At 69.7% G+C, this 18,651-nt stretch carries 20 protein-coding genes; 4 read left to right on the top strand and 16 right to left on the bottom strand.

What is annotated here, in order from left to right:
* Positions 1–93 precede the first annotated feature (93 nt).
* The 14 genes from BN996_RS04655 to BN996_RS04590 form a co-directional block, all read right to left on the bottom strand.
* Positions 94–903, bottom strand: a complete 810-nt coding sequence (locus tag BN996_RS04655; RefSeq protein ID WP_089777402.1) for a helix-turn-helix transcriptional regulator — start codon at positions 901–903, stop codon at positions 94–96.
* A gap of 100 nt (positions 904–1,003) precedes the next feature.
* Positions 1,004–1,603, bottom strand: a complete 600-nt coding sequence (locus tag BN996_RS04650; protein ID WP_394326167.1) for a DUF2238 domain-containing protein — start codon at positions 1,601–1,603, stop codon at positions 1,004–1,006.
* Positions 1,604–1,659: 56 nt separating this feature from the next.
* Entirely contained in the window at positions 1,660–2,382 is a 723-nt protein-coding gene (locus tag BN996_RS04645; RefSeq protein WP_089777400.1) for a hypothetical protein, read from the bottom strand.
* 56 nt (positions 2,383–2,438) lie between these two features.
* Positions 2,439–2,783: a DUF7116 family protein gene (locus tag BN996_RS04640; RefSeq protein ID WP_089777399.1), complete on the bottom strand. Its 345-nt coding sequence runs from the start codon at positions 2,781–2,783 to the stop codon at positions 2,439–2,441.
* An 87-nt stretch (positions 2,784–2,870) separates the two neighbouring features.
* Entirely contained in the window at positions 2,871–3,119 is a 249-nt protein-coding gene (locus tag BN996_RS04635; protein WP_004042840.1) for a DUF5816 domain-containing protein, read from the bottom strand.
* A gap of 39 nt (positions 3,120–3,158) precedes the next feature.
* Complete coding sequence (locus tag BN996_RS04630; RefSeq protein ID WP_008095106.1) at positions 3,159–3,524, bottom strand: HesB/IscA family protein; 366 nt, start codon at positions 3,522–3,524, stop codon at positions 3,159–3,161.
* Between the two features lie 129 nt (positions 3,525–3,653).
* A complete protein-coding gene (hisD, locus tag BN996_RS04625; protein ID WP_089777398.1) occupies positions 3,654–4,940 on the bottom strand; it encodes a histidinol dehydrogenase in 1,287 nt (428 codons plus the stop codon).
* A gap of 113 nt (positions 4,941–5,053) precedes the next feature.
* Positions 5,054–6,286 (bottom strand): Nramp family divalent metal transporter, encoded by a 1,233-nt coding sequence (locus BN996_RS04620; RefSeq protein ID WP_089777397.1) that lies wholly within the window; start codon positions 6,284–6,286, stop codon positions 5,054–5,056.
* A 188-nt stretch (positions 6,287–6,474) separates the two neighbouring features.
* A complete protein-coding gene (locus tag BN996_RS04615; protein ID WP_089777396.1) occupies positions 6,475–7,071 on the bottom strand; it encodes a hypothetical protein in 597 nt (198 codons plus the stop codon).
* 70 nt (positions 7,072–7,141) lie between these two features.
* Positions 7,142–7,408: a hypothetical protein gene (locus BN996_RS04610; protein WP_089777395.1), complete on the bottom strand. Its 267-nt coding sequence runs from the start codon at positions 7,406–7,408 to the stop codon at positions 7,142–7,144.
* Between the two features lie 127 nt (positions 7,409–7,535).
* A complete protein-coding gene (locus BN996_RS04605) occupies positions 7,536–8,672 on the bottom strand; it encodes a pyridoxal-phosphate-dependent aminotransferase family protein (protein ID WP_193310940.1) in 1,137 nt (378 codons plus the stop codon).
* 144 nt (positions 8,673–8,816) lie between these two features.
* Complete coding sequence (locus BN996_RS04600; protein ID WP_089777393.1) at positions 8,817–11,978, bottom strand: FAD-binding and (Fe-S)-binding domain-containing protein; 3,162 nt, start codon at positions 11,976–11,978, stop codon at positions 8,817–8,819.
* Between the two features lie 145 nt (positions 11,979–12,123).
* On the bottom strand, positions 12,124–12,936 hold the full coding sequence (locus BN996_RS04595; protein ID WP_089777392.1) for a hypothetical protein: 813 nt from the start codon (positions 12,934–12,936) through the stop codon (positions 12,124–12,126).
* A 26-nt stretch (positions 12,937–12,962) separates the two neighbouring features.
* A complete protein-coding gene (locus tag BN996_RS04590; RefSeq protein WP_007275235.1) occupies positions 12,963–13,538 on the bottom strand; it encodes a flavodoxin domain-containing protein in 576 nt (191 codons plus the stop codon).
* Positions 13,539–13,686: 148 nt separating this feature from the next.
* Here BN996_RS04590 and thiE point away from each other — a divergent pair, with 148 nt between their 5' ends.
* The 4 genes from thiE (at position 13,687) to BN996_RS04570 (ending at position 16,928) form a co-directional block, all read left to right on the top strand.
* A complete protein-coding gene (thiE, locus tag BN996_RS04585) occupies positions 13,687–14,319 on the top strand; it encodes a thiamine phosphate synthase (RefSeq protein ID WP_193310929.1) in 633 nt (210 codons plus the stop codon).
* Positions 14,316–15,212, top strand: a complete 897-nt coding sequence (thiM, locus tag BN996_RS04580; protein WP_188422929.1) for a hydroxyethylthiazole kinase — start codon at positions 14,316–14,318, stop codon at positions 15,210–15,212. Before thiE ends, thiM begins: the two co-directional genes overlap by 4 nt.
* The gene (gene thiD / locus BN996_RS04575; protein WP_089777390.1) at positions 15,213–16,052 is read left to right on the top strand and encodes a bifunctional hydroxymethylpyrimidine kinase/phosphomethylpyrimidine kinase; all 840 of its coding nucleotides are present in this window, start codon (positions 15,213–15,215) and stop codon (positions 16,050–16,052) included.
* A 78-nt stretch (positions 16,053–16,130) separates the two neighbouring features.
* Entirely contained in the window at positions 16,131–16,928 is a 798-nt protein-coding gene (locus tag BN996_RS04570; protein WP_089777389.1) for an HpcH/HpaI aldolase family protein, read from the top strand.
* A gap of 9 nt (positions 16,929–16,937) precedes the next feature.
* On the opposite strand, the gene BN996_RS04565 is transcribed toward BN996_RS04570, so the two are convergent.
* Together BN996_RS04565 and BN996_RS04560 are read right to left on the bottom strand one after the other, a co-directional pair.
* Positions 16,938–17,684, bottom strand: a complete 747-nt coding sequence (locus BN996_RS04565; RefSeq protein WP_089777388.1) for a class I SAM-dependent methyltransferase — start codon at positions 17,682–17,684, stop codon at positions 16,938–16,940.
* Positions 17,685–17,724: 40 nt separating this feature from the next.
* The gene (locus BN996_RS04560) at positions 17,725–18,609 is read right to left on the bottom strand and encodes an aldo/keto reductase (RefSeq protein ID WP_007275241.1); all 885 of its coding nucleotides are present in this window, start codon (positions 18,607–18,609) and stop codon (positions 17,725–17,727) included.
* Positions 18,610–18,651: the final 42 nt, after the last annotated feature.

Raw genomic sequence — 18,651 nt, 5'->3', positions numbered from 1 at the left:
GACCCTTCGTCTTACTATCACAAATAATCGTCCCCAACTCGGCGGCCGGGGGCCGGGGCGAACGGAGCAACCCCCGACGCGTCGTCGCGGGACTCAGTCGTCGACCCGATACGGGCGCGCGGTCTCGGCCCGCGCCGCGACGAGCGTCCGCCCCCACGCCACGGCCGAGGGGTCGTAGCTCACGACCAGCGCCTCGGGTCCGCCCATGTGGTCGTAGACGACGAGCGTGACCGAGGCCGTCGTCGGCCGGTTCATCACTACGACGCCGAACGCCGGGTCGTCGTCGACCGCGCACACGCGGACGCCGGCGTCGACCATCGCGTCGAGACCGTCGGGATAGCGATTCGAGAGCCAGTCGAGCGACTCCGCGGAGAGAACGAGCGTGGCGCTGTCGCCGAGCCGCGCGAGCTGTTCGCTCCCCTCGGGCCAGAGGCTGAACAGAAACGGGCCGTTGAAGCCGGTGAGCGTCGTCACCTCGCCGAGGTCGAAATCGAGCGAGGTCCGCTGTTCCATCGCCGTGAGGTCGCCCGTACAGACGACCGCGTCGCGGAACAGCGAGGGCGGCGGGTTGACCGACTCGGGGAGGCGGTCGAGCACCGGCCCCGCGCCGAGCACGTTCGCCATCGCCCGTATCGCTTCGTCGTGTGTCTCCAGCGCGACGCGGCCCGCCGTCGTAGCGACGAACCCGCCGTCCGACCGTTCTACGAGGCCGAGGTCGACGAGTCGCTCGACGCCGCGGTCGACGGTGGACCGAGAGACTGAGAGCGTGCGGACCAGCTCGGCCTTCGCTAGCGGCTCCGACGAGAGCGCCTGCAGAATCTGACTGCGGCGACCGACCGTCTCGAACGCGGCGGCGGCGTCCTCGCCATCGTCCTCGTCTCCGTCTCCGACCCAGCTCGACATCGGTGTGAACGTCTCAGCCCGTGTACAAATGTATATCGGGACTCGGAGAGATTCTCCCCCAGTCGGCCGATTCCGACGTACTGGTGTCCGCCCCGTCGTGTCAACGGGCCGTCCCTTCGAGCCGGCTCTGTAACGCGCCGACCACGTCGGAGAGGTGTGCGGTCCCCCAGACGGCGACGATGACGCCGCCGACGGCGTCGAACACGAGGTCGAGGAGCGTGTCGTCGGGGCCGTACTGCGTCAGCACCGACCCGGTGCCGGCGAGCGAGGCCACCCCGGAGATGGCGAACTCGATGACCTCCCAGAAGACGCCGAACGCGAGGACGAAAAGCAGGATGAAGACGAACATGAACCGCGGCGGCAGGTAGATGTCCGTCGTGTGCTCGTCGACCGCGCGGACGGTCGCGTAGCCGGCCGCCGCGACGACCGACGACGACAGCGCGTGGGTGAGGTGGTCCCACCACCAGACGCCCGCGTAGAAACTGGTCTCCGAACCGGGGAGGCCGACCGTGCCGAGCGCGTGGAGGAACGCCGCGGAGGATATCCAGAGCGTCAGTCCGGCGTCCATCGGGATGCGGTAGTCGCGTTCGAGTAGCGCCGGGAGGTAGGTCACGCCGAGGCCGACGAGCGCGTTGACGACGATGCCGAAGTTCCCGCGGTCGAGGCCGATGAAGACGAGGCCGACGAGGACCACCTGCATCGCCCGAGAGAGCTGACGCTGGCGTCGCGCGTCGATGCGGAGGTAGGTGCGAAGATTCACGACGACTCACCGCCCTCCGACGCGGGGTGGTCGTCCGCCTCCGCCGCCTCCGTCGTCTCCGACACGTCGGCCATCTCCGCGACCTCCTCCGGAAGCCGCTCGCGCGAGGCGGCCCGGCGGCGGAAGTAGTACTCGAACAGCAACCCGGCGGCGAGACCGGCGACGGTGGCGGCGACGAAGTCCCACATCAGCCCCGCCTCGATAACGTCGTCGGGCCGGCCGTTCAAAAGCAGGCGCGTCCCGAGGTAGAGGTCGGAGAGCCACTGGACGACCGCCCAGACGCCGGCGGCGGCCATCGTGGCGATGACGACGAAGAAGACGGCGAAGGAGTGGTTCATGCGGACCGGCGTGAACACGTCGAGTTCGACGGCGACGATGAGCGCGATGGCGGCCACCGCGAGGTACGTCGAGACGCGGCCGGTGAACGCCACGCCGCCGATGGTCTGGCCCCGAACGAGGACGCGGGCGACGAGCGGGAGCGAGGCGAGCGCGACGACCTCCCACGGAAGCATCGCTCGCGGTTCGCGGAAGGCGACGGCCGGAACGACGGTGACCGCGGCCACGACGGCCGCGAAGCCGCCCCAGACGAGGTCGCCGCCGGTGACGACGCTCCCGACGGCGACGGCGACGAGGAAGCCGACGAACAGCCACGCGAGCGCCGCGTTGAGCCGTCTGCTCCGGACGAATCGCGCCAGCTCCGTCTCTGCGGCCTGCGACATGCTCGTCCGTTAGCGACGGGCTGAGAAAACGTTTGGGCGAAGACGCCCCGTTTCGATTACGTGTTCGTGCCGTGAACGACCTCGTAGTCGTTCCCACCACCGTTCGACACGCCGATGATTGCCCACTCGTATGGAAGGTCGATACCGCGAAGCCGCTCTCGAAGCGAGCTGATGTGGTCGTCCCACGTCACGAAGCAGCGGAACCGATACGGTGTCTCGGTTCCGCCGTCTGCGAGCACCGGACGGCATTCGGTCGCTTCGCGCGAACTCAGTGCGGTCACGTGGACCGTACGCCACTTGCGTTCGGCCAGCATATCGGGTCCGTCCCCCGAGACGGAGTAGCCGAGCCGGCCGAATATCGACCGAGCCTCCTGAACAGGAGGCATCGAAGCCTGGGCCATGCAGGTCAACGTACACCCGCACCCCTGATAAAGATTGTCACGGTATACCATACCAATAATCGGCGAGCGGCCGCGCCGGACGCTCGACTACTCGTGAGCGGCGTCCCACTCCTCGGGTTTGCGGACGTTCCCGCAGTTGTTGCACTCGATGCGGGCCATCGTGTCCATCGCGGTGTCGAACGAGTCGCAGTTCCCGCAGAGGTAGCCCCATCGGTTCTCGGCGTCCTCGGTCGAATAGACGACGTAGAACGGTCCCTTCGAGCCTCGCTCTGGCTCGTCGGTGGCGACGAAGACGGTCTTACCGCTCGATACGGTCTGGGTCTGAAGTTCGGCCATGCCACCGCTTCGCGCGGGGGCGGCTTAAGAAATTGGTCCCTACGTCCGGAACGACTCGCCGCACCCGCAACTGCTCTCGGCGTTCGGGTTGTCGACGTGGAAGCCCGCGCCCTGCAGGCCGCCTTCGAAGTCGAGGGTCGAACCGCCGATGTAGTTCATGCTCGCGGGGTCGACGAACACGCGGAGACCGTGCTGTTCGACGACCGTGTCGTCGTCTTCGGGTTCGTTGTCGAAGCGCATCCCGTAGGACAACCCGGCGCAACCGCCCTGCTGGACGAACAGCCGGAGTCCGGCCACGTCGGTGTCCATCGACTCGCCTTCGAGGAGGGAGACGGCCTCGTCCGCGGCCGCGGGCGTGACCGTGACCGCCACATCGCCGCCGCCACTCGCGGATTCCGTGCTCATACGCCCCATTATACTGTGGGAACGGTTAACTGTGGCGCAGGCGGAACTTCGCGCGCCGACCCGGTAGGCTGCGGCTACCGGGTGCGAGACGGACAGAAAACGGCTCGACTCGGCCGTTCGGCCTACTCTTTACTCTTCGAACCGCTCGCGGACGCTCTGGGCGTGCGCGTCGAGGCCTTCCGCCTCGGCGAGCGTCGTAATCGTCTCCGAGAGCTCCGACAGCCCGTCGCGGTCGAGGCGCTGGACCGTCGTCGAGCGGACGAAGTGGTCCACCGAGAGCCCGCCCTGCCGCTTCGCGCCGCCGCCGGTCGGGAGGACGTGGTTCGTCCCGGAGGCGTAGTCGCCGGCCGCGACGGGCGTGTACGGGCCGAGGAAGACGCTCCCCGCGGAGTCGATGCGGTCCAACAGCGCCTCGTCGTCGTCGGCCTGAATCGTCAGGTGCTCGGCGGCGTACTCCTCGGCGAACAGCACCGCCTCGGACATCGACCGCGCGAGGAGGACGCCCGACGCGTCGTTTTCGAGCGCCGCCTCGATGGTCTCGGCCCGGTCGCGCTCGCCCGCCTGTCGCTCGACCTCCGCGACGATGTCCGCGGCGAGGTCGGCGTCGTCGGTGACGGCGACGACAGACGCGTTCGGGTCGTGTTCGGCCTGCGCGACGAGGTCGGCGGCGACGAACCGCGCCTCGGCGGTCTCGTCGGCGACGACGAGTACTTCGGAGGGGCCGGCGAGGAAGTCGATGTCCACGTCGCCGCGGACCTCGGCCTTCGCCGCCGTGACCCACTTGTTGCCCGGCCCGACGACTTTCTGGACGGCCTTCACCGTCTCCGTGCCGTAGGCGAGCGCGGCGATGCCCTGCGCGCCGCCGACCGAGTACACCGCGTCCGCGCCCGCGACGTGCATCGCGGCGAGCGTGACGGGGTTCATCGGCTCCGCGGGCGGCGTGGCGACCGCGACGTGTTCGACGCCAGCGACCTTCGCGGGGATGACGCCCATGAGGACGCTCGACGGGTAGGCGGCGGTGCCGCCGGGGGCGTAGACGCCGACCCGGTCGAGCGGCCGGTAGCGACGACCCAGTTCGCGGGTGCCGTCGTCGCCGAACTCCTCGCGCCAGTCCTCGGGGACCTGCTTCTCGTGGAACTCGCGGACGTTCGCCGCGGCGTCCTCGATGGCCTCGCGCACGTCGTCGTCGATTTCGTCGTAGGCGCGCTCGGCGGCGTCGGTCACGTCGATGTTGCCGACCTGGACGCCGTCGAACTCCTTTGAGAACTCACGGACTGCGACGTCGCCCTCTCGGCTGACCCGCTCGACGATGTCGCGCACGTCGGAGCGAACCTCGCCGACGCCGGCGTCCCGCTCGAAGAAGGCGCGGCGGGCGTCGGTGCCGAGGTCGGCTAGTTCGAGAACCTCGATGTTCATACCCCGGCTTTGCGGCCGGCGCGAAAAGTCGTTGCGGATGCGGTGGGCGGGCGGTTGGCGGTCGTCCGGTTCGCGCCGACAGTCGCCGAGCGGGGGTCGACCACCCTCCTCCGTCACCCGAGGAGCGTCGAGTACAGGAGCCACCCGTTCAGCGCCACGATGACGGCGATAACGACGCCGAGGACGCCGGTCGTCGTCGCCCGGTTGCGGAAGGTCCCCATCAGCGACGCCTCGTGGGTGAACCAGAGGAGCGGAATCAGCACGAACGGCAGTTCGAAGCTCAGCGCGACCTGCGAGGCGACGAGCACCGACGTGGGGTCGAACCCCGCGGCGACGATGAGGAGACTCGGCACGAGCGTGACCGACCGCCGGAGCCAGACGTTGATGTTGAGGTCCAGAAAGCCGTCCATGACGGTCTGGCCGGCCATCGTCGCCACGAGCGACGACGAGAGCCCGGCGGCGATGAGCGCGACGCCGAACGCGAGGCTCGCGTTCGCGCCGAAGACGCCGCTGAGGGTGACGTACGCCTCTTCGAGCGTCTCGATGCCGGTTCCCTGAAGCGCCGCGGCGGCGACGATGAGCATCGCGGCGTTCACGAACATCGCGCCGAAGAGCGCGACGACGGTGTCGAGGCGCTCCAGCCGGAAGTGGCGGCGGTGGACGGATTCGGTGTCGCCGTCGGACTCGATGAGGCGGTCGCGGCGGTCCTGGACGATGTACGGGTGGAGGTAGACGCTGTGGGGCATCACGGTCGCGCCGAGGATGCCGATGGCGACGTACAGCGCCGAGGCGTTCGGCACGGTCGGGACGAGGCCGGACGCGACGGTCGAAGCGGTCGGCCTCGCCAGCGCCATCTCGAAGACGAACGAGAGCGCGATGACGCCGACGAGCGACATGACGGTGAGTTCGACCCAGCGGAACCCCCGTTTGTGGGCGGTCCGAACGCCGAGGAGGGCGAACGAGCTCACCGCCGCGAGGACGGCCCCCGCCCACAGCGGGAGCGAGAAGACGAGGCTGAAGCCGATTGCGGCCCCGATGATTTCGGCCATGTCGGTGGCGACCATCGCCAGCTCCGCGGCGGCCCACAGGACCACGACGACGGGTCCCGAGAACCGCTCGCGGCAGAGCTGTGCCACGCCCTTTCCGGTGGCGATGCCGAGTTTGGCGGCGAGCACCTGAATTCCCATCGCCATGACGCTGGCGAGGACGATGACCCACAGCAGGGCGGGGCCGAACTTCGCGCCGCCCGAGATGTTTGTCGCCCAGTTGCCGGGGTCCATGTACGCGACGCTGATGATAAAACCGGGGCCGAGATACGAGAGAAGTTCGCGGAGCGAGGGGCGCATCCCCTACCGCCACCCCGATTGTTCATTGAGACGAATGCATGAATTTGCCATGTCTAATAATAGTTTAGCTCAAAAACTAAAGTCACTGTCGCTCGTCTCAGACGCGAACCAGCGGGGGAGTAAAACGAGTCGGGCGCGGACGCGGGGTCGCCGCCGGGCCGGGCGTCACGCCGCGCCGCTGCGCCGGGTTATGCCACGTGGCGCTGTTCAGTGTACGTCAGCGTCCGGTCGTCGGTCTCGATTGTCGTCTGGACCGTAATCCAGCCGTCGGCCTGCCGGACCGCGAACGCCTCCGAGTACGAGAGTTTGACGCGCTTCGTCGTCGTGTACGACTCGCCCGCCGCGAGGTCGCCGACCGCTTGGGACCCGCGCCAGACCTCGTCGTCCGGGTCGGTGCTGTTGCCGACGAAGATGCGACTGTAGACGGTGACGCCGGAACTATCGGCGTCCTGTTGGTTCGTTATCGTGCTGGTCACGTCGCGACACGTCTGGCCGCAGTTCTCGATGTTGTCGACGACGACACCGAACGGCGGCACCGATTCGCTCTCGGCCGCGTCGCCGCCGCTGTCGCTGTCGCTGCTGCCGCTGTCGCTGCTGTCGCTGCTGTCGCTCCCGCCGCTGTCACCGCCGTCGTCATCGGGCGGTGCGGTCGTCTTCGTGGGGAACGGTTCGTCTGACTCGGCGTCGTCGTCGGAGAACGGTCCGACTCCGGTCACGAACGCGGCCGAGACGCCGGCCGTGAGGAGGACCAGAACTGTCGCGGCGACGAGGAGTGTTCGTCTCATATGAGTTGGTGATTCGGGTTGAACGGGTGGCGTTCAGCGCAGTTGTCGGCTACCTTCGGGTTGCACTTAGTTACGCACCCGAAAAGTCGTCGGCGCGGTCGCTTAGCGAGTCCCCAAGCGAGCCGTCGAGCGCCCCGCTCAGGAAGTCGCTAACGATGCGGTGGACGTCCGATACGAACTCCGGAACCGGGTCCGGGAGCTCGCCCGGCGGCCCCTGCTGTCCGGCCTCTGACGCGGGGGACGATTCGCGTGCGTTCTCGGACGGTGCGGCGGCGGCGACGCCCGCGGTCGCGACGAGGACCGCGAGCGCGACGCCGACGAGAGTGAGTCGGGTCATGGTGAATCGCTCCGGTCGCCACTCGCGGGGCGACGCTCATGAAAAGCGGACACCGTGGCGGGCGTTTTGCGTCGGTTTCGCCGAGTTTCGACGCGGTTCACACCGAATTGCCGCCGGTTCGGAGCCGTTACTGGTTCAACGCTTCGCGCATGGCGGCGAACCCGGCTTCGGGGTCCACGTCCGCGCCCTGCGCCTCCAGCGCCTCGCTGAGGGCGGTCAGGAGGAACGAGACGTTCTCCGGCCGCGCCGAGTGGCCCATACAGCCGACGCGGAAGATGTCGCCCGCGAGCGCGCCGAGGCCGCCGGCGATTTCGAGGTCGTAGTGTTCGAGGACGTAGTCGATTGCCGCGCCCGCGTCGACGCCGTCGGGGACGAGCACCGCGTTGAGGCTGGGGAGCCAGTAGTCGTCTTCGGGGTTGAGGCCGAGGCCCATCGCCTCGACGCCGGCTTTCAGCGCGCCCGCGACCCGGCGGTGGCGCGCCCACCGCGCTTCGATGCCCTCTTCGGCGACCAGCCGGAGCGCCTCGCGGATGGCGTAGACGTTGGTGATGGGCGCGGTGTGGTGGTACGAGCGGTCGTCGCCCCAGTAGCCCTCCAGCAGCGACAGGTCGAGGTACCACGAGCGGGTCGGCTCCTCGCGCGAGAGAACCTTGTCCATCGCGCGGTCGTTGAGCGTCAGCGGGCTCGCGCCCGGCGGGCACGACAGGCACTTCTGCGGGCCGGAGTAGGCTGCGTCGATGCCCCAGTCGTCGACTTCGAGTTCGACCCCGCCGAGCGAGGTGACGGTGTCGGCGACGACGAGCGCGTCGTGGTCGTGGGCGATGCTCGTCAGTTCGGGGACGCCCGGCTGTTTCACGCCCGTCGAGGTCTCGGCGTGGACGAACCCGAACACGTCCGGCTGGTGCTCGTCGAAGGCGTCCTGCACGTCCGCGGGGTCGAGCGGCTCGCCCCACGGCGCGTCCACGTGGACGACCTCGCCGCCGGCGCGCTCGGCCATCGACTCCATGCGGCCGCCGAAGTAGCCGTTCGTCGGGACGAGCATCGTGTCACCCGGTTCGACGAGGTTGCCGATGGCCGCCTCCATCGACGCCGACCCGGTACCCGAGACCGGAATCGTCCACTTGTTGTCGGTGCGGAACGTGTAACGCATGAGCTCCTGCACCTCGTTCATGATGTCGATAAACGACGGGTCGAGGTGACCGACCAGCGGCGTGGACATCGCGCGGAGGACGCGCGGGTGAACGTCGCTCGGGCCGGGGCCCATCAGCGTGCGATTCGGCGGGGTGAGTTCGCCGACATCGGGTGCATCGGACATGGTCTGATGTGACGTGCCACGCAAACCGGCAAAAACGATGTGATTGCGGAACGTCGTGAAACGGGCCAGATATCGACCGGCCCCCCAGCACGCTCACCCCGACAGCGCCTGCGCGACCTTCTCTATCGGGTGCGGCGGTCGCCGCGCCGCCTCGTCCCTGTCTTCGAGTTGCGTCCGACACGACGCGCCGGGGGCGACCACCTCGTCGCCCGGGCTGTCGTCGACCTGTTCGAACAGGATGTCTCCCATAGCCTTCGAGAGGTCGTAGTGTTCGGCTTCGTAGCCGAAACTCCCGGCCATGCCGCAGCAGCTCGAATCGAGCGGGTCGACCTCGTAGCCGACCCGCCGGAGGACGCCCACCGCGTGGTGGTCCTTGTTCAGCGCCTTCTGGTTGCAGTGGCCGTGATAGGTGAGCGAGCCGAACGCGCCGCCGTCGGCGACCGCGGATGCGACGGGTCCGGCCGCGTCGTCGCCGTCGGCCGAGCGTCCGCGAATCGGCAGGGACTCGTCCAGTCGGTGGGTGTCGAGGAACTCCATGACGCCGTAGGCGGCCGCGGCGACCGGGGCGACCGCGTCGTCCGGGAGGAGGTCGGCGTACTCGTCTTGGAACATCACCGCGTCCGAGGGCTCGACGAAGACGACCGACCAGCCGGTTTCGACCGACGGGCGAAGCGTCTCGACGTTGTGGCCGGCGCGCCGCCGCGCGAGGTCGAGGAAACCGCCGGAGTAGGCGGCGCGGCCGCTCGGTTCGACGCCCTCCGCGAGTCGGACGTGGACGCCGGCGGCCTCCAGCACGCGAACCGCCGCCTTCCCGATTTCGGGCGTGACGTAGTTCGTGTAGGTGTCGGGAAACAGGAGGACGCGGTGGTCGGCCTCGCTCGCCGGCACGCGGGGCCGCCGCGCGTCCATCCACGATTCGAGCGTGTCGCGGGTGAACGAGGGGAGCGACCGGTCGGGGGCGACGCCCGCGAGCCGCTCCATCGCGGCCCGCGCGCCCGGAATCTCGGCCGCCCAGTTCGAGACGGGCGCGAGGGCGCTCCCGACGCCGGCCAGCCGGTCGATGTTGGCGAACAGGCGCTCGCGGAGCGACGCGCCTTCCTCGGCGTGGTGGGCGTGTTTCACCTCGGCTTTGAGCTTCGCCAAATCGACGCCGGTCGGGCAGTCGTTCTGACAGCCCTTACAGCCGACACAGAGGCCGAGGACCTCCTCTTGGAACCGGTCGGAGTGAATCTCGTCCTCCGGGAGGTCGCCGCTGATGGCCGCGCGGAGCATGTTGGCCCGGCCGCGGGTCGTCTCGGCCTCGTCCTTCGAGGCGCGGTAGGTCGGACACATCGTCTCCGACCCGGTCTGCCGGCAGGTGCCGCAGCCGTTACAGAGTTCGACGAGGTGCGAGAAGCCGCCCTCGTCGTCGAAATCGAGGGTCGTCGCGGGTTCGAGAGACTGGTAGGCCGCGCCGTACCGGAGGTTCTCGCGCATGTCGGCGCCGACGCCGCGGTCGCCGTCCGGACCGAAGTCGTCGGCGTCGTCGCGGTAGACGACGTTGCCGGGGTTCATGCGCCAGTCGGGGTCGAACGCCGTCTTCAGCTCCTTGAACGCGCCCCAGAGTTCGGGGCCGTACATCTTCGGGTTCCACTCGGTCCGGGCCATCCCGTCGCCGTGCTCGCCCGAGAAGGCCCCGCGGTGGTCCAACACGAGGTCCGTCACGTCGTCGGTGATGGCGCGCATCGTTTCGATGCCCGCGCCGTCCTTCAGATTCAGAATGGGACGGATGTGGAGCGTCCCCGCGCCGGCGTGGGCGAAGTACGCGGCCGACGTGCCGTGGGCTTCCAGCACGTCCTCGAACGACTGGACGTACTCCGCCAACTCCTCGGGCGGGACGCTCGCGTCCTCGATGAACGGGTAGGGCTTCGGGTCGCCCGGCAGCGACATGAGAAGCGGTATCGCCGCCTTGCGGAGCTTCCAGAGGTCCGCCTGCGCCGCGGGCGTGTACGCCTCGATGGCCTCGAACGCGCCGCCGCCGCCGTCGTTGGCGTCACCAGCCGCCGACTCGGCGTCGCCGTCTCGCAGGAAGTGGTCGTTCGCCTCGCGAATCACCGCCTCGAAGTCGTCGTGCAGTTCGGAGTCGAACTCCAGCATCAGCGTCGCCGCCGTGCCGTCGGGAATCTCCTCGACGTACTGGGCGTACTCGCTCGACTCGGCGGCCATTCGCAACACCTCGTCGTCCATGAGTTCGACCGCGCTGGCGTCGAAGTCGAGCGCGTCGGGGACCGCGGCCATCGCCTCCACGAGGTCGTCGTAGGCGTAGAGGACGAGCGCCGTCTCCTCGGGGACCGTCACGAGCGACACGGTGGCCTCGACGACGACGCCGAGGGTGCCCTCCGCGCCGACGAACAGCTTCGAGAGGTTGACCACCGTCTCGCCGTCGTCGGTCTCGGAAACGACCTTGTGGAGGTTGTAGCCCGACACCGACCGCTTGAGGGTCGGATACCGCCGCTCGATTTCCTCCTCGTGGTCCTCGACGAGGCCGAGGACGGTCCGGTAGAGGTCGGCCTCGCGGTCGTCCTTCCCGACGATGCGGTCCCACTCGTCGCTCCCGACGACCACGTCGCGGGTGTGGACGACCGACCCGTCCGCGAGGACGACCCGCAGCTCCTCGGTGTAGGCGTCGGTGATGCCGTAGCGGACCGAGTGCGCGCCCGTGGAGTTGTTGCCGATGCCGCCGCCGACGGTCGCGCGGTTCGACGAGGCGGGGTCCGGCGCGAACTTCAGGCCGTGGTCGGCGAGGCGGTCGTCGAGGTCGTCCTGCACCACGCCGGGTTGGACCCGCGCCCGCCGCGCGTCGGGGTCCACGCAGACGATGTCGTCCATGTACTTCGAGCAGTCGATGACGACGCAGCCGGGGCCGACGGTCTGCCCCGCCAGCGACGACCCCGCCCCGCGCGGGAGCACCGGCACGTCGTGTTCGGCCGCCGTCCGCACCGCGGCGCGCACGTCGTCTTCGTCGCGAGGGATGACCACCCCCGCCGGGCGCGCCCGGTAAATCGACCCGTCGGTCGCGTACAGCACCTGCGCGTACTCGTCGAACCGGACCTCGCCGGAGACGACGTCCCGGAGGTCGGCGGCGAGGTCGGCGTGTTCGGCCACGTCGACCACGTCGTAGTCGCGCGACTCCTGAAATCGCTGGAAATCTCCCCGTCTCTCGCCGTTCGTTTCCGCCGTGATTCGCGTCGCCCGCGGAGGGCCGTCGCCAGACATTATCACATATAATCGTTCAGGATAGCAAAAACCTGTGTGTGACTCGCCACGTTTGCCCGAAGCGGTAGTCGTTCGCGGCGGGCCGGCTTCGTCGCACGGGGTCTGAGCGGGGGTTGTACGGGTTTTCACCCGGCTGAGACCTCGGCTACTGCGGCGGGTTCCGGGGGTAGTTCCCGACGCCGGTTCGGAGTTCGCCGTCGGCGACGACCCAGCCCTGTCGGTCCGCCGGGAGGTCGTAGGCGGCGACGTGGTCGACGTACTCGTTGTAGTTCCAGCCGCCGACCCACCACGAGTTCGCGCCGCGGAGTTCGACGCTCACCGAGACGTTCGTCGTCGCGGGGCCGTCGTACTGCACGAACAGCATCGACTCGTAGTCGTAACACCGGGTGTCGTCGCCCTCGCTCGGCCAGTCGCAGGGGACGAGCCGGGCGTTCTCGCGGGGTTCGAACAGCGGTTCGGTCCCCTCGGGCGCGAGCGTGTCGATGGACTGGTTCACCCGCACGTCGGCGGACAGGTCTATCGCGTCGTGTTCGACGCGGAGCGTGTCGGAGTCGTTCCGACTGTACTCGCTCGCCGGAATCCGCTCCCAGCGGACGAGTCGGTCGTTCTCGACGACGCTCCGGTAGTACGTCGGGTCGGCGGGAATCTCGTCGGCCCGGAGGCGGAGCATCGGACCGTACTCCGTCTCGGCCACGGCGTACCCCCAGCCCGCCGGAAGCAGGTACTCGCGGGACTCGACGGCGTCGCCGACGGCCGAGGAGCCGTCGCTGACGGGAAGCGGGACGAGGACCGTCACGTTCGAAACCGGTTCGTCCGCCGAGATGCGGACGCTGTAGTCGTACTGGCTCCCGTAGGAGTCGAGAAACGAGAGCCGGCCGAACGCCCAGAGCCCGCCGGCCGCGACCGCGACCACGACGAGCGCGGCGACGACGACGATACCGAGTGTGCGGAAATTCACGGAAATCACCGGGCCGGCCCGCCCGCTCAGACCGCCGCCCCTCCCGCGGCGGTGCCCGCGGTCGAGTCCACGAAGTCCGCGAAGTCGGCGGCGAACGTCTCGACTTCGTCCCAGTCGGTGTACTCGTAGTCCCGCGAGGCGTCCGTGTCGCCGGTCGCGCCCTTGGCGATGCGCTTCATCACCATCCGGGTGAGAAAGCCGTACTCGGAGTACCGAAGCGCGCCCCCGAACGCGGCCATCCGCTCGGGGTGCCAGCCGCTTTCCTCGACGAACTCGTCGATGTACGTCGCGACCTCGGCGCGGGCGTCCTCGTCGTCGAGCGCCGACGACAGCGACACCTGGAAGAAGCCGTTGGGCCGCGCCTCGATGTCCTCGCGGTACTCGCGGACGAACGCGTACACCTGCTTCGAGTGCGCGCCCATGTGAATCGACGACCCGACGAGCACCGCGTCGGCGTCGGCGACCGCCTCGCCGGCGGCGTCGTCGGTGACCGACTCGGTCCGCACGTCGTACCCGTGGGCCGCCAGCGCCATCGCGATGCGCCCGGCTATCTTCTCCGTCTGTCCCTCTTTGCTCCCGTACGCGACGAGTATCGTTCCCATACAGTTCACCGCGTTCCTGTTAGCTCGCTCACACCATAACGGCAGTCGGCACCTCTCAGTCGTCGGGAATCCGGCCGGACGACGCTCGGAGGAGGAACTGTTTTGCCCGTCGCCGCATCACTCTTGAATACAACTCATGAATATCCCGATGGGAACCTATCTGGTCACGCAGTCGGACCGCTCCGCCGGGCGGTCGACGCCCGACGTGGTGCGGGCCGCCGTCGACGGCGGCGTCGACGTCGTTCAACTCCGGGAGAAGCACGCGAGCGCCCGCGAGCGCTACGAGATCGGCCACGAGGTTCGCGCCGTGACGGCCGACGCGGGCGTCCCGCTCGTCGTCAACGACCGGGTCGACATCGCGGCCGCCATCGACGCCGACGGCGTCCACCTCGGCGACGACGACGTGCCCGTCTCGGTCGCGCGCGAGCAACTCGGCGACGACGCCATCGTCGGCCGGTCGGTCTCGACCGTCGCGGGCGCGAGAGCCGCCGCGGAGGCCGGCGCGGACTACCTCGGCGTCGGCGCGGTGTTCGCCACCGACACGAAAGACACCGACCCCGAGCAGTCCGAAATCGGGACCGAGCGCGTGTCTGCCATCGCGGACGCCGTCTCCATTCCGTTCGTCGGCATCGGCGGCGTCACGCCCGACAACGCCGCCGACGTGGTCGCCGCCGGGGCCGACGGCGTCGCGGTCGTCTCGGCCATCACCGCCGCGGACGACCCCGCCGACGCGACCCGCCACCTCGCCGATTCGGTCGCCGCCGGGAGGGACAGCCGATGAGCGGACACGACGACGCTGACGGCGCGGGTGGACCGGGCGGTTCGGACGACGCGCCCGGTACGGGCGGCGTGCCCGACGTGGCGCTGGACGAGGCGCTCGCCGCGGTCGCGGGCGAGCAACCGCTCATCAACTCGGTCACGAACGACGTGACGGTCAACGACGTGGCGAACGTCACGCTCTACTGGGGCGGCCTGCCGGTCATGTCCGACGACGAGCGCGAGGTCGGCGACATGGTCGGTATCGCCGACGGCTGTCTGCTCAACATGGGGACCGTGAGCGAGTCCGGCGAGGAGACGATGCTGACCGCCGGGCGGGCCGCCAACGAGCGCGGCGTGCCCCTCGTCGTCGACCCCGTCGGCGTCGGCGCGACCCCGACGAGAGACCGGGTCGCGGACCGCCTCGTCACCGACCTCGACGTGGACGTGCTCAACGGCAACTACGGGGAGATATCCGCGCTCGTCGGCGACGACGCCGAGGTCCGCGGGGTCGAGTCGGTCGGCGAGTACGCCGAAATCGCCGCGGCGGCCGTCGAGTGCGCCCGGAAGACCGGCGCGGTCGTCGTCGCCTCCGGCGAGACCGACATCGTCGCCACCGAGGAGACCGCCTTCGAGGTCGACGCCGGCCACTCGATGATGGGCGCGGTCGTCGGCACCGGCTGTATGCTCGGCGTGACCCTCGCGGTGTTCGCGGCCGCCGTGGACGACCCGCTCGACGCGGCGCTCGCCGGAACCGCGGCGTACGGGCTCGCGGGCGAACTCGCCGCCGAGGGCGCGTTCGGCGACTACCGCGGCCCGGCGAGCTACAAAATCGCCTTCCTCGACGCGGTCGCGGGGCTCGCGGACGCCTCGACACCGGACATCGCCGACCGAATCGACCGCATCGAGGTGCGATAGATGCCGGGGACCCCGCCCGACCCGCGGACGCCGCCGTACGCCCTCACCATCGCCTCCAGCGACTCCGGCGGCGGCGCGGGCATCCAGGCCGACCTGAAGGCGATGACCCGACTCGGCGTCTACGGCGGGTCGGTCATCGTGGCCGCGACGGCCCAGAACACCCGCGGCGTCGAGGGGTCGCACGTCCTCCCCACCGAGTCGATTCGCGCCCAGTTCGAGGCCGTCGCTGACGACTTCGACATCGCGGCCGTGAAACTCGGGATGCTGGCGACGGCCGAGGCCGTCGAGACGGTCGCCGACTGCCTCGCCGACTGCGACGCTCCGGTCGTCCTCGACCCCGTGATGGTCGCCACCTCCGGCGACAGACTGCTGGCCGAGGACGCCGTCGACGCCTACGACGCGCTGTTCGCGCGGGCGACGCTCGCCACGCCGAACGCCGACGAGGCCGAGGCGCTGACGGGCGTGTTCCCCGACTCACCGACGGCCGTCTCCGAGGCCGCCGACTGGTTCTTCGACCGCGGCGCTGACGCCGTGCTCCTGAAGGGCGGCCACGTCGCGCCCGACGGCGACACCGTGGTCGACACGCTCGTCACGCCGACCGAGACGACGACGTTCGTCAACCCCCGCATCGACGCGACGGCGACTCACGGCTCGGGCTGTACGCTTTCGAGCGCCGTCGCCGCTCGCCTCGCCCGCGGCGACGACCTCGCCGACGCGGTCCGGCACGGCATCGAATTCACGCGCGCGACCCTCGCCGAACCCGCCGACGTGGGCGAGGGCGCGGGGAGCGTGAACCACCTCGTCGGCGTCGGCGACGGCTGGACGCCCGACGAGTCGTAAGCGACGACCGGCGACCGGCGACGCGGCTCTCCGACGGCCGCCACGCCCCTTTTTCCGGCTACGTGTCGTATCGCGAACATGGTCGACACACCAGCATCGAACGCGCTCCGCGCCCGAATCGAGGCCGGCGGCGTCGCGCTCGGCGTCCTCGACAACACCTACAGCCCGACGCTCGTGGAGTTCTACGGCGAACTCGGTCTCGACTTCGTCTGGCTCGACCTCGAACACGGCGGCCCCAGCCCGCTCGACTCGGGCGCGATGGAGGACCTCCTCCGCGCGGCGGAACGAACCGGCATCGAGCCGCTGGTTCGGCTCCCGACGGCGGACCCCGAGTTCGTCCGGAAGGCCCTCGACCTCGGCGTCAGGAACGTCTTCCTCCCGCGCGTGGAGTCGGCCGACGAGGTCCGCGCGGCGGTTCGGTCGGCCCGCTTCACCTACGGCGACGGCCCCGGCGACCGCGGCCTCGCGTCGCCCCGCGCCCGCCGGTGGGGCCTCGCCGACGACTACGTCGCGCGCGAGGACCGCGAGACGCTCGTCGGCGTGACCATCGAGACCGCCGAGTCGCTCGCGGACCTCGACGCGATTCTCGACGTGCCCGAACTGGGCTTCGTCTTCATCGGGCCGTTCGACCTCTCGGTGGCGCTCGGCCACCCCGGCGAGATAGACCACCCCGACGTGCGGGACGCGGTCGAGCGCATCCGCTCGGCCGCCGTCGATGCGGGCGTCCCCGTCGGCGGCCTCGGCTTCGGCATGGACGACGCGAACCGGAAGGCGGAACACGGCTATCAGCTCATCAATCTCGGCAGTACCACCGGCGCGCTCAAGGGCGTCGTCGACGGCTGGCTCGACGACGCGGCGGTCGACCGCGGGGAGTAGCGCCCGCGGCTATCGAGTCGCGTCCGCCCCCGAGTCGGACAGCCGCATCGCCACGCTGTACATCTCGCCCGCGGACTCCGATTCGACCGCGTCGGCGACGCGCTCGACCTCGGCCGCGAGCCACCCGCCCATCGGGTCGGGAACCTCGGCCGCCAGCGACCTCGCCAGCGACGCGTGCGCCTCGACGTGGCTTTCGGACCACGGCACCGGGTCCAGTAGGGTCAGTTCGCGGTCGAAGCGCCAGTCGTACCCCGAAAACAGCGCCCCGAGCGCGTCGCCCGGATAGAACGTCAGCGCGGGTCGCCCGCGGGCCAACTGGCTCGCCGCGTTTTCGAGCGCGAACAGCTCCCGAATCGCGGCGTCGTCGGGGAGCGGTTCGTAGTCGTCGACGACGAGGTGACAGCCGGGCGCGGCGACCCGCGTTAGCTCCCGTGCGACGGCGGCGAGCGACTCGGGACCGATGAGGTTGAACAGCCCGTGGGCGGTGACGATACCGACCGAGTCGTCGGCGAGCGGGAGGCTCCGAACGTCGGCCTGAAGCACCGCGGTCCGCGCTCGGTCCGCCGGCTCGGGTGCCACCCGGTCGCGGACGAGGGCGGCGTGTTCCGGGTCGTTCGTGACGGCGTAGACCCGTTTCGCGCCCGCGTCGAGGAGTCCGGCGGTGGCGTTGCCGGTCCCCGCGCCGGCCTCCAGACAGACCGCGTCGCGGACCGGCCGGTCGTCGAGGGCGGCCGTGACGGTCGTTGGAACGTCCATTGGCGGCGGGTGGAATCGAGGCGGGAGTCGTCTCGCCTCGCTAGTGGTGGAGTTGCTCGGGCACGGGGCTCTCGTCGTGGCGGAGGCGCTCGATGAGCGACCGCTGGGCCGTCTCGTCCATGCCGTTGTACCGCGTCGCGGCGTCGAGGACCATCGCCACGAGCTTCGGGTCGCCCGGCGTGACGACGCTCGTGAGGCCCTGGGCGGCCGCGAAGTCGAACCGCTCGGCGATTTCGTCCGGGGCGTCGACCGGCTCGTACCAGTTGGCGAACGGCCGGTCCGCCTCGGGGAGGTCGTCGGTGTCGGGCCACGGGCCGCGAGCGAACGCCTTGATGCCGAGCGTCCCGATACCCGCCTTCTCGGCCGCCTCGAAGACGCCCGCGTAGTCGTGTTCGTCGTCGCCCTTGCCGACGACGACGGGGTTCAGCGGGAACATCAGCGTTTCGAGGTCGTCGATGCGGTCGATGGCGTCGCGGATGAGCCCCGGATTCCCGTGGCTCGTCAGCCCGATGTGGCCGATTTTCCCCTCGTCTTTCGCCTCGCGGAAGGCCGCGAGCGCGCCGTCGTCGGCCGTGATTTCGTCCAGTTCGGACTCGTATTCGAGGCCGTGGACCTGATAGAGGTCGATGTAGTCGACGCCGAGGCGGTCAAAGGAGCGGTCGAGCTTCCGCTTCGCGCCCTCGTAGCCCCGCTCTTGGGTCTTACAGCCGAGGAAGATGTCCTCGCGGTGCTGGCGGAGCTTCGGGCCCAGTTTGAGCTCCGCGTCGCCGTAGGTCGGGGCCACGTCGAAGTGGTTGACGCCCTTCGAGAGGACGTGTTCGACCATCTGGTTCGCGCCCTCCTGTTCGAGCCAGTTGAGCGCGATAGCGCCGAACGTTGCGATGGTACTCTCGTGGCCGGTGTCGCCGAGTGCGCGGGTCTGCATACGTCGAACGTCATCGCCGACGGACAAAAACGTGCGTCTCCC

Origin of the sequence: Haloferax massiliensis, assembly GCF_001368915.1 — an archaeon.
Taxonomy (GTDB): domain Archaea; phylum Halobacteriota; class Halobacteria; order Halobacteriales; family Haloferacaceae; genus Haloferax; species Haloferax massiliensis.
This window is presented reverse-complemented; position numbering and strand designations above follow the sequence as displayed.